Source organism: Citrobacter sp. On2M (assembly GCF_018035235.1).
Taxonomy (GTDB): Bacteria; Pseudomonadota; Gammaproteobacteria; order Enterobacterales; family Enterobacteriaceae; genus Citrobacter; species Citrobacter meridianamericanus.
In genome coordinates this window covers 63,337-78,442 of sequence record NZ_WPCV01000004.1, presented here as the reverse complement: position 1 = coordinate 78,442, position 15,106 = coordinate 63,337, and the positions used below count along the sequence as shown (strand labels likewise).

General features: G+C 55.8%; 11 protein-coding genes. 4 read left to right on the top strand and 7 right to left on the bottom strand.

Annotated elements, in window-relative coordinates:
- Positions 1 to 11: 11 nt before the first annotated feature.
- Together entE and entC are read right to left on the bottom strand one after the other, a co-directional pair.
- The gene (gene entE, locus On2M_RS10665; protein WP_210904809.1) at positions 12 to 1,622 is read right to left on the bottom strand and encodes a (2,3-dihydroxybenzoyl)adenylate synthase; all 1,611 of its coding nucleotides are present in this window, start codon (positions 1,620 to 1,622) and stop codon (positions 12 to 14) included.
- Positions 1,623 to 1,778: 156 nt separating this feature from the next.
- Positions 1,779 to 2,954, bottom strand: a complete 1,176-nt coding sequence (gene entC, locus On2M_RS10660) for an isochorismate synthase EntC (protein WP_187259413.1) — start codon at positions 2,952 to 2,954, stop codon at positions 1,779 to 1,781.
- A 214-nt stretch (positions 2,955 to 3,168) separates the two neighbouring features.
- On the opposite strand from entC, the gene fepB reads away from it, so the two are divergent.
- The gene (gene fepB / locus On2M_RS10655) at positions 3,169 to 4,098 is read left to right on the top strand and encodes a Fe2+-enterobactin ABC transporter substrate-binding protein (RefSeq protein WP_151225084.1); all 930 of its coding nucleotides are present in this window, start codon (positions 3,169 to 3,171) and stop codon (positions 4,096 to 4,098) included.
- A 44-nt stretch (positions 4,099 to 4,142) separates the two neighbouring features.
- Here fepB and entS read toward each other — a convergent pair whose 3' ends face one another.
- On the bottom strand, positions 4,143 to 5,381 hold the full coding sequence (gene entS / locus On2M_RS10650) for an enterobactin transporter EntS (protein ID WP_210904808.1): 1,239 nt from the start codon (positions 5,379 to 5,381) through the stop codon (positions 4,143 to 4,145).
- A gap of 109 nt (positions 5,382 to 5,490) precedes the next feature.
- Here entS and fepD point away from each other — a divergent pair, with 109 nt between their 5' ends.
- From fepD to fepC, 3 genes are read left to right on the top strand one after another with little or no spacing between them, the layout of a single operon-like run.
- A complete protein-coding gene (gene fepD, locus On2M_RS10645; protein WP_210904807.1) occupies positions 5,491 to 6,498 on the top strand; it encodes a Fe(3+)-siderophore ABC transporter permease in 1,008 nt (335 codons plus the stop codon).
- Positions 6,495 to 7,487: an iron-enterobactin ABC transporter permease gene (gene fepG / locus On2M_RS10640; RefSeq protein WP_210904806.1), complete on the top strand. Its 993-nt coding sequence runs from the start codon at positions 6,495 to 6,497 to the stop codon at positions 7,485 to 7,487. The genes fepD and fepG overlap by 4 nt, the downstream gene beginning before the upstream one ends.
- On the top strand, positions 7,484 to 8,281 hold the full coding sequence (gene fepC / locus On2M_RS10635; protein ID WP_151224906.1) for an iron-enterobactin ABC transporter ATP-binding protein: 798 nt from the start codon (positions 7,484 to 7,486) through the stop codon (positions 8,279 to 8,281). The genes fepG and fepC overlap by 4 nt, the downstream gene beginning before the upstream one ends.
- A 46-nt stretch (positions 8,282 to 8,327) precedes the next feature.
- Here the strand turns inward: fepC and wzz(fepE) are convergent, their stop codons facing one another.
- The 4 genes from wzz(fepE) to fes all read right to left on the bottom strand — a co-directional run bounded on the left by wzz(fepE) (position 8,328) and on the right by fes (position 15,044).
- On the bottom strand, positions 8,328 to 9,461 hold the full coding sequence (gene wzz(fepE), locus On2M_RS10630; RefSeq protein ID WP_210904805.1) for an LPS O-antigen length regulator Wzz(fepE): 1,134 nt from the start codon (positions 9,459 to 9,461) through the stop codon (positions 8,328 to 8,330).
- 229 nt (positions 9,462 to 9,690) lie between these two features.
- On the bottom strand, positions 9,691 to 13,581 hold the full coding sequence (entF, locus tag On2M_RS10625; protein ID WP_210904804.1) for an enterobactin non-ribosomal peptide synthetase EntF: 3,891 nt from the start codon (positions 13,579 to 13,581) through the stop codon (positions 9,691 to 9,693).
- A complete protein-coding gene (locus On2M_RS10620) occupies positions 13,578 to 13,796 on the bottom strand; it encodes an MbtH family protein (protein ID WP_151218720.1) in 219 nt (72 codons plus the stop codon). The genes entF and On2M_RS10620 overlap by 4 nt, the downstream gene beginning before the upstream one ends.
- 30 nt (positions 13,797 to 13,826) lie before the next feature.
- A complete protein-coding gene (fes, locus tag On2M_RS10615) occupies positions 13,827 to 15,044 on the bottom strand; it encodes an enterochelin esterase (RefSeq protein WP_210904803.1) in 1,218 nt (405 codons plus the stop codon).
- Positions 15,045 to 15,106 lie beyond the last annotated feature (62 nt).

Here is a 15,106-nt window from a genome sequence, read left to right as displayed (position 1 = left end):
CTTTTTCTCCTTCAGGCCAGTGAACGTGATGCCAGCCACTGACGTAATTGTTTTTTATCCACTTTCCCAACCGGCGTCAGCGGTAATGACTCAACGCATTCCACACGGTCAGGTAATTTGAATTCCGCCACGCCCTGCTCGCGCAGAAAACGACGCACCTGCACCGCGCGTAGCGGCTCTTTTACTACCAGGCAGGCGCAGCTTTTCTCGCCCATCAGCTCGTCATCCACACTGACCAGCGCCGCATGAATCACCGCCGGATGGCGCAGTAACAAGTTTTCGATTTCTTCGGCAGCGATCTTCTCCCCGCCACGGTTGATCTGATCTTTTTCGCGCCCCTGCACGGTGATGTAGCCATCCCGATCGATAGCGATCAGATCGCCGGAGCAGTAAAACCCGTTGGCATCAAAGGCGCTGGCATTGTGTTCAGGGCTGTTGAAATAGCCACGGAAGGTGTACGGGCCACGCGTCATCAGGCGTCCGGTTTCGCCCTGTGGCAAAGGATTACCGTCAGCGTCTGCCACCCAAACCTCATCATCGGGACACATCGGGCGACCCTGGGTATTGATGATGCGCTCAGGACTGTCGTCCAGGCGGGTGTAGTTCACCAGCCCTTCCGCCATACCGAAGACCTGCTGCAACTGGCAGCCTATTTCCGCCGGAATGCGGGCTGCAAGCGTCGCGGACAAGCGCGCTCCGCCAACCTGTAACAATTTCAGCGATGCCAATTGCGCATTACTGCCCCACTCCGCAATCGCCTGCAGCCACAGGCTCACGGCTGGCGGCACCAGCGCCGTAACGTTCACCTGATGCTGTTCAATCAACGGGAAGCACAGCGTGGCGCTTGGATCGGCCGCCAGCACTACAGTTCCACCCGCAAGGAACACCCCCAGCGCGCCAGGTGAACTCATGGCGTAGTTATGCGCCGCCGGAATAGCGCACAGATAGCGCGTTTCTCCAGTGAAATGGCAAATCTCGTTGCTGCGGCGCACGCTGTAGTAATAATCGTTATGGGTACGCGGGATCAGCTTCGGCGTCCCGGTAGTGCCACCGGAAAGCTGGAAATACGCCACTTCATCTGCAGGCGATGGCGTAGCGGTAAAATCAGTCGCCGACTGGCTTATCGCGTTTTGCAGGTTGTGTTCACCCTCGTCATTGAGCAGCAGAACCACGCGCACCGAGCTGTGCTCGGCAACAAATGTGTTCAGAAAGTCATCTGCGGTAAACAGCGTATGCGCGCGGTCAGCGATCAGCAGCGCCGGTTTAATTTGTGTCGCGTAGGCGTTGAGCTCGGTGCGTTGATGGCTGTACAGCCCAAAAACAGGCGCCACTCCCAGCTTGAGCAGGGCAAAAAAGGTGACATACAGTTCAGCCACATTGCCCAGTTGCACCAGCGCGGTTTCGCCGGGTTTGATCCCCAGGCGGCGCAGGCTGCTGGCGAGATTATCCGCTGCCTGGTTCAACTGGCGATAGCTCAGATGGCGTTCACCATCAATCACCGCCGTCTGGTCACTATCGGCGTGGCGAGTCAAAATGTCGGTCAGCGGCAAACCCTGCCAGTAACCTTTTTCACGATAGCGGCGGGCAAATTCTTCCGGCCAACGGGTGAAAGGAATACTCATGATTACTCCTTAGAGCCTGTCAATAAGGCGTATATTGTTGCAGCCAGTTTGGACACGGACAGCGCGGAGCAACCGGAGCGTACTTGTGGTACGTGAGGATTGTGAGCACTGCCCAGGGTCAAACTGGCAAATAAAATAGCCTGATGGACCAGGCTCTTAATGCAGGCCAAAAACATTCAACATGGTGGAAAGCTTGGCTCCCGTTTCACGCCATTCCGCAACCGGGGAAGAGGCTGGCACAATTCCTGCTCCGGCGAAGAAACGAACCTGATTGCGCAGCAGCCTCGCGCAGCGGATCGTCACGACCCATTCACCGTTACCTTCGGCATCACACCAGCCGACAATGCCGCCGAACAGTTCACGATCGAACGGCTCCAGTTCGGCGATAAGTTTGCGTGCGACCTGATGCGGGAAGCCGCTCAGCGCAGGTGTCGGGTGTAGCAGGCACGCCAACGTCAGGGCGTTTTCCTGCGCGTTGGCTTTACCTTCAAACGGCGTACCGAGGTGCCACAGCGTAGGCGTGGTAACCAGTTGCGGAGAGGAAGGGAGTTGCAGTTCACGGCTACGATCGCGCAATACATTTTTCATCGCCTGCGTCACCAGTTCGTGTTCATGGCGATCCTTCTCGGATGCCAGCAGGCGATTACCCGCCTCCCTGTCCAGCACATCGTCCGGCTGACGGCGCGCGGAACCGGCCAGAGGTAATGAGCTGAAACGATCGTCTTCTTTGCGTAACAGCAGTTCCGGACTGGCGCCAATCAATACGCCGTCGTCTTCAAGAGGCACGTGGAAGTTGTAGCTCGCCGGATTTTGCGCCACCAGCCGCTCCAGCAGGGCGCCGCTGTCTATATTGGCGTCTACAGTGATATCGATCAGGCGGGATAACACCACTTTGTCAACTTCCGGGGTAGACGTCAGCGCAGCCGCCCGGGCGACCATGTCTTCAAAAAAGTCCTGTTCTGGGATCGATTTACGTTCCACGACGTTCAGCGACTGATGCGCATTAAAATAACGTGATGACTGCTGCTTCGCCGTGCGGGAAAACGTCTGCCACGACTGGGGAATAAACAACGATGACGGCTGGCGGGTGTCAAAAGGGATCGCCCCGACCATGATAGGGTTAGCGATACCCTGCGATTTGGCATCAGCAAACAGGGCGCGCATTTTCTGTTGGAAAGGGCTGTCTGGCGCGTCGCCATCAATTGCCGGTTCCGCATAGCGGGCGAAGCATCCTGACGTCGTAAAACTACGGTACGGCGACATAAAGAAAAAACTGTCGGGAGCGAGCGTCGGCATAGTCTGCGTTTTTTCCTCGGCCAGTGACGTATCCATATCATCCTCCAAAAATGATAAAGGTTCTAATAATGATTATCATTTATATTTTCGGTCGCTAACCTAAAAGTAAAGCGGCAGTATGTCAACTCTTGAGGTAGCACAATGTGCGACTTTGGCTTGCATCCTTGTTCACTAACAATGAAAATGAGAAGCATTACTCATACTGATAACAGGAAGCTGATTCGTGAGTCTCCCCTCTTTTTGCCGCACCATGCTCTTGCTGACAGGTTTGTCTATTTCAGGAATTTCTTCAGGTCACGCCGCCGAGTGGCCGCGTCAGGTTACCGACAGCCGCGGCACGCATACGCTGGAGCATAAGCCGCAGCGCATTGTCTCCACCAGCGTCACCCTCACAGGCTCGCTACTGGCGATTGATGCTCCGGTCATCGCCAGCGGGGCCACCACGCCGAACAATCGCATTGGCGATGCGCAGGGCTTTTTGCGTCAGTGGAGCGAAGTCGCAAAAGAGCGCAAATTGAGTCGTCTGTATATTGGTGAACCGAGCGCTGAAGCCGTTGCGGCGCAAATGCCGGATCTGATTCTGATAAGCGCCACCGGCGGGGATTCTGCCCTCGCACTGTACGATCAACTGTCCACCATTGCGCCCACACTTATCATTAATTACGACGACAAAAGCTGGCAGTCACTGCTGACGCAGTTAGGCGGCATCACCGGGCATGAGCAACAGGCGGCAGCACGTATTGCCGAGTTTGATAAGCAACTGCAGACGGTTAAACAACGTATTACCCTACCGCCACAGCCGGTTAACGCACTGGTGTACACCGCCGCCGCGCACAGCGCCAACCTGTGGACGCCGGAATCTGCGCAAGGCAAGTTAATGGAGCAGTTAGGTTTCACGTTAGCGCAGCTGCCAGCCGGACTGCACACCAGCCAGAGTCAGGGCAAGCGCCACGATATCATTCAAATCGGCGGTGAGAATCTGGCGACCGGACTGAATGGCGAAGCGCTATTCCTGTTCGCGGGCGACAACAAAGATGCCGACGCCATTTATGCCAATCCGCTGCTGGCACATCTGCCGGCCGTGCAGAACAAGCGTGTTTACGCCCTGGGAACGGAAACTTTCCGTCTGGACTACTACAGCGCGACGCTGTTGCTGCAACGCTTCTCCTCACTGTTTTAATGGTTCGTACCGGATGTGGTTTACGCCGCATCCGGCCTGAAGCCTCACGCCAGTTCAGGCGGTGTCTGACGGAAACGACGTAACTCATTCAACAGCAGCAACAGCAGCAGTCCTGCGATCGCAAGGCCAAATCCACTGACGCTTGCCGAAGCGACTGGCGTCATTATCGCGCCCAGACCACCTAACAACGCCGCTCCGATGGCATCACCAGTGACATTCTGCGCGGTCCACAAACCGTTAATTCGCCCGAGCATCGCTTCCGGCGTCTGCGTCTGTAACAGGGTGTACTGCAACAAAGAGCTGACCGCACTCAGCCAGCCAAACAGCGCCAGGCAAACAACCCCAAGCTCCCACACCGGCATCAACCCAAACAGCCCGATAGCCAGGAACGACGCCACGGTCGATGCCAACATGATCAGTCCCGGGCGAATGCTGTGCGCCAGTTGCCCGCTGGTCAATGCGCCCACCGCCGCCCCCAGGGGAATAGCCGCATACAGCAGACCAATTTGCGCGCTCGACATTTGCCAGTTAATCGCCAGCGCCGGATACAACACGCGTACAGCGCTCGCCATGGTCAACAGACCGCCGAGCAACGCAATGCCGCCAATCAGCGGACTGGCAAGCAGAAAACGAAATGCTGCCAGCAGCGATTTCAGCGGATGCTCACGCGGCTGCGGCGGAGGCGGCAACGCGGGAAGGCTCAGCAACGGCAGCAATGTAATGAAGGTCCCCGCCGCCGCCAGCCCGTAGTTCCAGGCCACGCCACCGGTTGCGAGCAGCCCCCCGCCAAGCATTGGCGAAATGACCGACCCCAGACGCACCGTCAGCATGGTAATCGCCCCGGCCTGCATCAAATTCTCCCGCCCGACCAGCGCCGGCGTTGCTGCCAGCAAAGCGGTTACACCCAGTGAGGCAAAGAAACCGTCCCACAAGCCAAGCAGATAAATCACCAGTAATGACGGTTCAGGCAGTAGCGCATTCAGACACAGACCAATAAAGCCGATTCCGCAGGTTCCACGCGCCAACAGGATCACTTTTTTACGTTCATAGCGATCGGCCAGCACGCCGCCCACCATCAGGCCAATAAACATCGCGCTACCAGTCAACGTCACCGACAAACCAACCTGCCAGGTCGACTGCGTCATCATCTGGATCTGTACCGGAACCGCCACACCGAGTAGCCCCAGAGAGACAATGGAAATAAAACGGGCGAGGAAGACGGCACGAAATGCAGGGTGGGTCTTTAACAGGCTGAGATTGAGCAGCCATGATTGTCGATTCATTACAGAGCCTTACCAGGTACTTTTTCAATATCCATTCGATGGCTGCACATGCTAACATATCCAAATAAGATCGATAACGATAATTACTATCATTATCAGGGAAGTTGATATGCCATGCTCTGTTTCCGCGACACGCGCCTTCGCCGTGCCCGGACTATTGTTATTACTTGTTCTCATCACGGTACTAAGCCTGGTGATTGGCGCAAAATCGCTACCTGCTTCCGTGGTGCTGGATGCGCTCACCGGCAGTTGTCAAAGCGCTGATTGCACCATCGTGCTGGACGCGCGCCTGCCGCGCACACTGGCAGGACTGCTCGCAGGTGGTGCGCTGGGCCTGGCTGGCGCATTAATGCAAACACTCACGCGTAACCCTCTCGCCGATCCCGGTATTCTGGGCGTCAACTCTGGTGCCAGCTTTGCTATTGTGCTGGGGGCCGCGCTGTTCGGCTTTTCCTCTGCGCAAGAGCAACTGCTGATGGCCTTTTGCGGTGCTCTGGCTGCGTCGCTGATCGTAGCTTTTACCGGTAGTCAGGGCGGTGGGCAGCTAAGCCCGGTACGTCTGACGCTGGCGGGCGTTGCCCTGGGCGCGGTGCTGGAAGGATTATCCACCGGCATCGCCCTGCTCAACCCGGATGTCTACGATCAGTTGCGTTTCTGGCAGGCTGGTTCACTGGATATCCGCAGCCTGCAAACGCTGAAGGTCGTGTTGGTGCCGGTGCTGATTGCCGCTGCTGTTGCGCTGTTCCTCAGCCGCGCCCTGAATAGCCTGAGCCTCGGAAGCGACACAGCTACCGCGCTTGGTAGTAAAGTCGCTCGCACACAGTTTATTGGCCTGCTGGTGATTACCGTACTGTGCGGCAGCGCGACCGCGATTGTCGGTCCTATCGCCTTTATCGGCCTGATGATACCTCACATGGCGCGCTGGCTGGTGGGGGCGGATCACCGCTGGTCACTGCCCGTCACCCTGCTGGCAACCCCTTCACTGTTACTGATTGCCGATATCATCGGTCGCCTGATTGTTCCCGGCGAGCTGCGCGTGTCGGTGGTCAGCGCTTTCATCGGCGCGCCGGTGCTTATCTTTCTGGTACGCCGTAAATCGCGCGGGGGTGGCGCATGATGCACCTCTCCCGCCGCCTGATAATCAGCAGCCTGCTGCTGGTTGCAGGTTGTCTCGTCATTGGTTTATGGAGCCTGCGTAGCGGCGTTGTTACGCTGGAAACCCAGCAAATTATTGCCGCCCTGCTCGGCGATGCGCCGCGCAGTATTACCCTGGTGGTGACCGAATGGCGTTTGCCACGCGTGCTCATGGCGCTATTGATTGGCGCAGCGCTCGGCGTGAGCGGCGCAATATTTCAGTCGCTGATGCGTAACCCACTGGGCAGCCCGGATGTGATGGGTTTCAATACCGGGGCCTGGAGCGGTGTGCTGGTGGCAATGGTGCTGTTCGGACAGCATCTTACCGCAATCGCGCTGGCGGCCATGCTGGGTGGGATCCTGACTTCTCTGGTGGTCTGGGCGCTTGCCTGGCGCAACGGTATTGACACCTTCCGACTGATTATTATCGGTATTGGCATACGTGCCATGCTGGTCGCGTTCAACACCTGGCTGCTGCTGAAGGCTTCATTAGAAACCGCATTGACGGCTGGGCTGTGGAACGCCGGATCGCTCAATGGTCTGACCTGGGCTAAGACCTGGCCTGCTGCACCGTTGATCATCATTATGCTGGTGTGCGCCACGTTGCTGGTGCGCCGGATGCGTTTACTGGAAATGGGTGATGACAGTGCCTGCGCGCTTGGGGTCAGCGTAGAACGTTCACGTTTGATGATGATGCTGGTCGCCGTTGTGCTGACCGCCGCCGCCACCGCGCTGGCAGGCCCCATCTCATTTATTGCTCTTGTCGCCCCGCATATCGCGCGGCGGGTTAGCGGCACATCGCGCTGGGGATTAACCCTGTCGGCATTGTGCGGCGCATTGCTGCTGCTGTTGGCGGATTTGTGCGCTCAACAGCTGTTTATGCCTTATCAGCTTCCGGTGGGCGTTGTCACCGTAAGCCTCGGCGGTATTTATCTTATCGTCTTGTTAATTCAGGAGTCCCGCAAAAAATGATCGAATCAGTAGCCCGTTTGCGTGGCGACCAGTTAACGCTGGGTTATGGCAAGTTTACCGTAGCGGAAAACCTCAATGTGTCGATTCCCGACGGTCACTTCACCGCAATTATTGGGCCAAACGGCTGCGGGAAATCAACGCTACTGCGCACGTTGAGTCGTTTGATGACACCTGCACGCGGTCAGGTCTGGCTCGACGGTGAGCATATTCAGCACTATCCCAGCAAAGAAGTAGCCCGCAGAATTGGTTTACTTGCGCAAAACGCCACTACGCCGGGTGATATTACGGTGCAGGAGCTGGTTGCCCGTGGGCGCTACCCGCACCAGCCATTGTTTACCCGCTGGCGGAATGAAGATGAAATAGCGGTCTCAAACGCCATGCAGGCGACGGGGATCATCCACCTGGCATCACAAAGTGTGGATACCCTTTCCGGCGGACAACGGCAGCGCGCATGGATTGCGATGGTACTGGCGCAGGAAACATCCATTATGCTGCTCGATGAACCCACCACCTGGCTGGATATCAGTCATCAGATCGATCTGCTGGAGCTACTGAGTGAACTAAACCGGGAGAAAGGCTATACGCTGGCCGCCGTTTTACACGACCTCAATCAGGCCTGTCGCTATGCGACGCATCTGATTGCACTCCGTGACGGACATATTATTGCCGAGGGCGCGCCGAAGGAGATTGTCACGGCGGAGCTTATCGAAAAAATCTATGGGCTGCGCTGTATGATTATCGACGATCCGGTTGCCGGAACGCCGTTAGTGGTACCGCTCGGGCGCAACAAATAGCAAGATTTGTCGTATGGCGTCCTGTTCGCCGCCATACGACAATTCATCACACCAGTTGTTGGTCAACAAACGTCATTTTTTGCTTACGCGACGCCATGGCGTAGTTCAGTAAAACGCCACCACATGCCACCATACCGCCCAGTAAAGCAGCCAGAACAACGATCATTGATTTAGCCGCACCATCTTTATGCACCGGCAGCGAAGGTGAAAGTTGATATTTAAACGGCGCGAATTGTACGTCGCTCACATTCATCGCTAACAGCTGCTCAACGTGATATTGGCGATTACGTAATTCACCGTTAATTTCAGCAACATCTGTTACTGATTTTTCTATTTCTAATTTACGCGCGATGCCGTCGGCGCCAAGTGAAATAGAAAAATCAGGGTCATCTTTCACTGCCTGACCATTACTATAGACTGGTTTTTTAATCCCGGCAGCATTCGCAATCTCCAGGGAGTAGTTCAACCGCTGGATATTGGCTTCCAGCTGATTCTTGAGCCTGACGCGATCCATCTCCAGTCTTTCTTTTTCAAAGCTGGTTTTGATCGACAGTTTATTGCGAATATCTTCCAGCGTTTCTTTTTCCACAATGTCGGAAATGTACTGGATGTAGCCTTTCAATACCGACTGGGCTTCTTCAGCCTGTGGCGCGGTAAAACTCAGCGTCCATGCGGTATACAACGAGGTTTCATTCTTTTTTCCCGCGTTGCTGTCAACCGCTTTCATTTTCTCACTGAGCCTGACGATGGCCCGATGCAGGTCCATTTCATCGATATCAGCGCCTTTCAGTTGATCCATCACGTAGGGTGAAGAACGCAGATACGCTCCTAACAATGAGGGCGACTGAAATTTTTTGATAAACAGGTTAAATACATCACCACGGCTAACGTTTATATCCATATCCAACACGCGCAATTTGGTCAACGTATTCTCAAGCTCCTGCCACTGGACCGGTTCTGCAGGGGTCACGATGGCCTGACTGGTCCATTTTTGTGGCAACAAAAAAGAGACCAGAATACCCACACAAGCAAAGGCTAATACGGTCGCCATAATTTTCGTCCTGGCGCGCCATAAAATTTCGATAAGATTCACTAAATCAATTTCGTTGGCATTAACCGTTGGCTGGGGATAAGCAGTAAGTTCCGAAACGTTGTCTTGCTTAATATTTAATGATGACATGTTGTGTGACCTGAGATCCGCGCCCAAAGAAGAACATTTTCGAAAGAGAAGTCTACCAGTTAGTAAGAATTATCCGAAACATTCTTTGTGCCTGAAGCCCTACCAATAATAATATTCGGAATTTATTCACCCCTTTAATCGCCATCCGCCCCACAAAAAAGATCATCTCCATAACATATAATTTACATTATGGAGCTATTTGATCGCCGCAATAGCTAGAATGGCTTTGTTACATCGAATTATTGATTCGAGAATTAATTATCGGCCCTATATCCTCAAACGAGGCAGGGGAGATAATATCGACATGCGCGCAGTCGTGGTGGTAAACATCCAGACTGGATATCCACGGGGACCAGCTACGTTCAGGGCTGACGCCCGGCACTAAGGTACGCTCAGCAACGAACAGCGTGGCGTGGCCCGCAAACGGCACGCTGTGTGCCGTCGTGAGCAGGCGAACCGCATCAGCGTAGTTGCCTTCGATAGCGGTAAATAAAACCTCCGACGCATTCCCCTGCTGTGCTGCCAGAAACGCTTCACGCTCCCGCTCGATCTCCGCCAGTACGGCAGGATCTAAACCATTGACCTCTTTTTCCTGCCAGTTTTGCGTCTCCGGCGGCCAGGTATCCAGCAGCCCCAGGAAGGCAACCGTCTCACCTCTGGCCTGTAAACGCGCGGCAATTCCCTGCGCCAGCGTCCCTCCCAGTGAATAACCTAATAAATAGTAGGGGCCATGAGGCTGCTGACTGAGTAGCGTTGCCAGATGATGTTCGCATACCGCATCGAGGTTTTCCGCCATCTGCATCGGGCCATCCGGTCGCGGCGACTGAATACCAATAATCGACCACTGCGGGCTGAGATAACGTGACAGCACGCTAAACTGCCAGGCAAAACCCGACGCCGGATGGAAGCAGAACAACGTTGGACCGTGACTTTCACGCAGTGGCAGCAGCGTCTCGAATCCCAGACGCTGCGACTGTTCATCATCATGACTTTCCAGTAATTCACTGAGTTGTTCCACGGTAGAAGTCACCATAATCTGACCTGGCGTCACCTGTCTTTCAAATAGGCGACTCAATTGCGCCGCCAGCTTCATCGCCAGCAGAGAATGTCCGCCCAGCGCAAAGAAATCAGCCTCTACATCATTCACCTCGCAATTCAGCAAGGCCGCAAAAGACTGCGCGATGGTTGTCTCCGTCCCTGCTCGCGGCGCGCGCCCGGAAGTGCGCGACGTCAACTGCGGCATGGGTAGCGCTTTACGATCCAGTTTGCCGTTCGCGCTAAGCGGCAACTCCGCCAGTTGTAACAATACCGCTGGTACCATGTGCGCAGGCAGTTTTTCGCGCAGACGTTCCCGTAATGCAGACGTCTCCAGCGGTAGACCCGATTGAGACACCACATACCCCACCAGTTGGCGCGCATCCCCGCCTGTCGCCGCGGCCTGGTTGAATACGCAGGCATGGGCAACGGCATGTTCGATGTCAGGCATTTGTTGCATCGCCCGGTCAATCTCACCGAGCTCAATGCGCTGTCCGCGAATTTTAAGCTGGTCATCGCTGCGCCCGAGGTATTCCACCGCGCCATTTTCCAACCAGCGCGCCACATCCCCGGTACGATACATGCGTTCTCCCGCGTTAAACGGATCGGCGATAAAACGGCTCGCCGTCAGATCCGGACGGCCCAAATAGCCTTGTGCCAGTTGGATCCCCGTCAGATACAGATCGCCCGCCACGCCGAAAGGCACCGGTCGCATCATGGCATCCAGAATACGTAAACCAGTATTCCATACCGGATAGCCAATCGGCACGCTGTTGCCGGTTACGGCGGCAAGTTCTTCCCCCCAAGCCGGATACCAGCTCACATCGACCGCCGCTTCCGTTGGCCCGTATAAATTGTGCAACGGCACATGAGTCAACTGTTCCAACTCGCGGCATAAGTCTGCAGGCAAGGCTTCACCGCTACAAAATACCTGTTTCAGCGAGGCACAACTCTCCCGCGCCGTTTCCGCCGTCAATGAAGCGACAAAAGCAGCCAGCATAGAAGGAACAAAGTGCGTGGTCGTCACCCCGTATTGGGCAAAAAACTGCTGCATCGCCAGTGGATCGCGGTGCGCCTCAGGTTCTGCCATGACCAGTTTTGCCCCGGCAATAAACGGCCAGAAAAACTCCCATACCGAGACGTCAAAACTGCACGGTGTTTTTTGCGCCACCACATCATCTGCGGTCAGCGGATAGTGATTTTGCATCCACAGCAAACGGTTAACGATGGCGGTTTGCCCAACCATCACCCCTTTTGGCCTGCCGGTTGAACCGGAAGTAAAAATGATATAGGCCGTATGATTGGGTCGAGATAGCGCCAACGGAGCTGCATCATCTGCTGGCAGCGGCGCGTCGTAGCACAGGCTTTCCAGGCCAGGGATGTCACTAAAGCGCGCCAGTTGTTCCTCGGTCGCGATCAACAGTTTTGGCTGCGCATCTTCGAGCATCATCCGCAGGCGATCGTCCGGGTATCCGGTATCCAATGGCAGCCAGGCGGCTCCCGCCTCAACAATGCCATGCAGCGCCAGCGTCAGGAACACGGAACGCGGTAATGCCACGGCAACGCTGTCACCCGGCTGTACGCCGCGTTCACGCAGAAGGCTCGCCAGCGCCACAACCTGCTGGCGCATTTCGCGATAGCTAAACTGATAGCGGGCATCGGCCAGTGCCGGGGCATCCGGTGTTTTATCGGCTTGTTGCGCCACCAGCGCGCTCAGCGTAGTGGACGGGATCTCCACGCTCGTGTCGTTAATCTTCGCCAGCTGCTCATGTTCTGTCGGCAACAACATTTCAGCGTCGCCACAGCATAGCGACGGATTGTCGGCAAATTGCTCAATAAGCGCGATTAAACGCGAGGCATGCTGCGCCAGCGTCGCTGCATCGTAGCGCTGTTTATTGGCCAGGATTTCAATACTCAGCCCGCCGTTTTCATCCGGGAACAATGCCAGTTCAAGATCATTCACCGGCCCTGTCGCCAGCGTATGGGTTTGCGCCTGTACGCCGGGAATATTCAGCTGATAGTCGAATATTTTCACGTTCAGCACCGGGCCAAACAGCGGTTCGGCCCCGGCTGCACGCCCGCTGTCGCGAACGATTTGTTCGGCATCATAACGTTGATGCCGACGCATTTTCTTCAACTGCCCGGCCAGTCGTTGTGCAAGCGCAGGCAAGCTTTCTGTCGCATCCAGTTGCACGCCAAACGGCAGAACGTTTAAAACCGGTCCTGTGGACGTCAACGCCGCCGAGCCCATGCGCCGCATAAAGATAAACCCGGCGGCATAATCCATTCGGCTGCATAAGCGTCCCAGCCACAACGCCACCAGCGCAAGAGCCAGATCCGCACGCTGAACATCAGGCATGCGTGCCGCAAGCTGGCGGAACACGCCTTCAGGCGCGGTTAACTTCAGGCGAATAATCTCCGCGCTGGCCGATCGCCCCGGCAACGGTTTGTTCGACAGCGAAGCCGGTGGTGGTAGTTGTTTTCGCTGCTCGCGCCAGAATGCGCCGTCGCGTTGCCAGGCATCGCTTTGACGATACTGTTGATACTCTTCCACCACCTCAGTAAACGGCGTAAAAGGTGAGTCTGGCGTTGACTCGCCGTGCAGCCATGCGCGGTAAATTGCGGCTATCTGTCGGGTAATAGCCGGGAAACTGAAGCCATCAACCAGCAGATGATGATAACGTTGATACCAATACCAGCGTTTGTCTCCCACCTGTATAAGCAAATGAAAAACCAGCGGCTTGACGCCGTCAGCACGCAGATCCTGCTGCAGGTCAGCTTGCATCAACGCCCGCGCCACCTCATGTGGGTTAGTTTTTTCGCGCAGATCGATGATTTCGGGTTGTACAAAAGTGAGCGCAGGATCCACCCATTGCCAGACCTCGCCGTTATCTTCGCTAAACTGCATTCGCAAGGTATCGGCCTGCTCCAGGCCAGCCACAACCGCTTTCGCCAGCAACGGCGCGTCCAGTTCGCCGGTTAATTCTACGTAGTGCGCTACGCTCCACGCCGAGGGCAATGTGGAGAGTTTTTCCGCCATCCAGATCCCCGGCTGAGCCGCCACTAACGGTAAACGTTGAGTCATGGAGCCTCCTGCACATCGACATAGTTCGCTGGCGTCAGCGCGGTCCAGTTTGCATCCAGCCATTGCTGGCAGGCTTCCTGGGATTGGGGTTCACACACGACCTTCCAGCCAGCAGGAAGTGAGCACTGTTGCGGCCAAAGACTAAACTGGCGTTGGGGATTTTGCAGAATGTAAAACTGACCCTGCGGATTATCGAAGGGATTACTGAATTCCATACTCAACTCCTGTCGTGGAACATCGTCCGGTTAAATCGTGTCGGTAAGCGGCTGCCAGAGCGTCATTAGCCCTTGCATCAAACCGCCGCGCCAGCAAAGCGCATCGTGTCCACCATCAACCTGACGCCAGAAAATAGACTGTGGCGCAGAGGGTAACTGGGCATATAGCGCCTGATTTGCACGAAAAATAATGGGCTCGCGTATCCCCGCTTCCAGGACAATCCGCAGCCCCTGAGCGCTGATGGTCCCGGTCTTCAGTTGCTCGACGATCGCTCCGTCCTGATGACCACCGCGATGCGGCCACCAGTAAGATCCAGACTGACTGAGTACGCAGCCAAAGCGTTCCGGCCAGTGCAGTCCGGCATACAGCGATGACAACCCGCCAAAACTTTGCCCGGCGACCACGGTACGCTGCGGGTCGTCACTGAACGCGGTCGTCGCCTTCACCAGCGGCAATAGCTCCTGCTGTACTGCCAACCAAAAATCGGCATTACACGGCAGTTCGTGGCTGCGGTGAGCCGTATCGATGGCATCAATCAGGAGATAAACGGCGGGAGGGAGGTGTCCGCAATGCGTAAGTGAAGTTAGCGCAGGCCAGACCGGCATACTCTGCGCCCAAAACTGTCCGTCCAGCAGGATAGCCAACGGACGTGCTTCCGGTTGGGCATCACCGGTGGTAAACACCCACACGCGGCGCGTATTGCCAAGCCTGCCGCTACGCCATTGCAGGCAAACTGCGGGAGAACCGGGGTTTTCAGGTCGATCCCATCCAGGTTGTACGGGAGCCTCCGGCATCTCCAGCGCAGACACCGCGTGACCACGACCGCCCTGCCAGCTCTGTGGATTAAGCGGATCGGCAATGGCCTGCGGCAGCAATTTTCGCCAGCCTTCACGCAGCACGGTTCGGTCAGGCGCTTCGCCCGCTGCCAGCGCAGCAAAAATATCGTTTCGTGCTGTTGGAATAAAGCAGTAACTGCCGCGCCAGTTGGCGCTGAGTGAAATACGCCAGCACCAAACATTTGTTCCATCAATGCGTTGCATCGACTGAGGGGTCGCGTTTTGATGGTGATCGGTGACGCCGGTGACGTAGACCCATACGCGACGAATAGCGGACTCTTTTTCCGTTCCCTGCGGGTCACGCCACCAAAAAGTTACCCGATAATTTCCGTTGTCTTCACGCTCCCACTCCGGGCCCTTTTTCGACTGCCACCACGCCTCGCTTCCCATCATTAACGTCGTCACCGCCATAACCCCATGTTTATTGTGAAATTTTATGATTTATCGTGAAATATATTGATAATATTATTGAT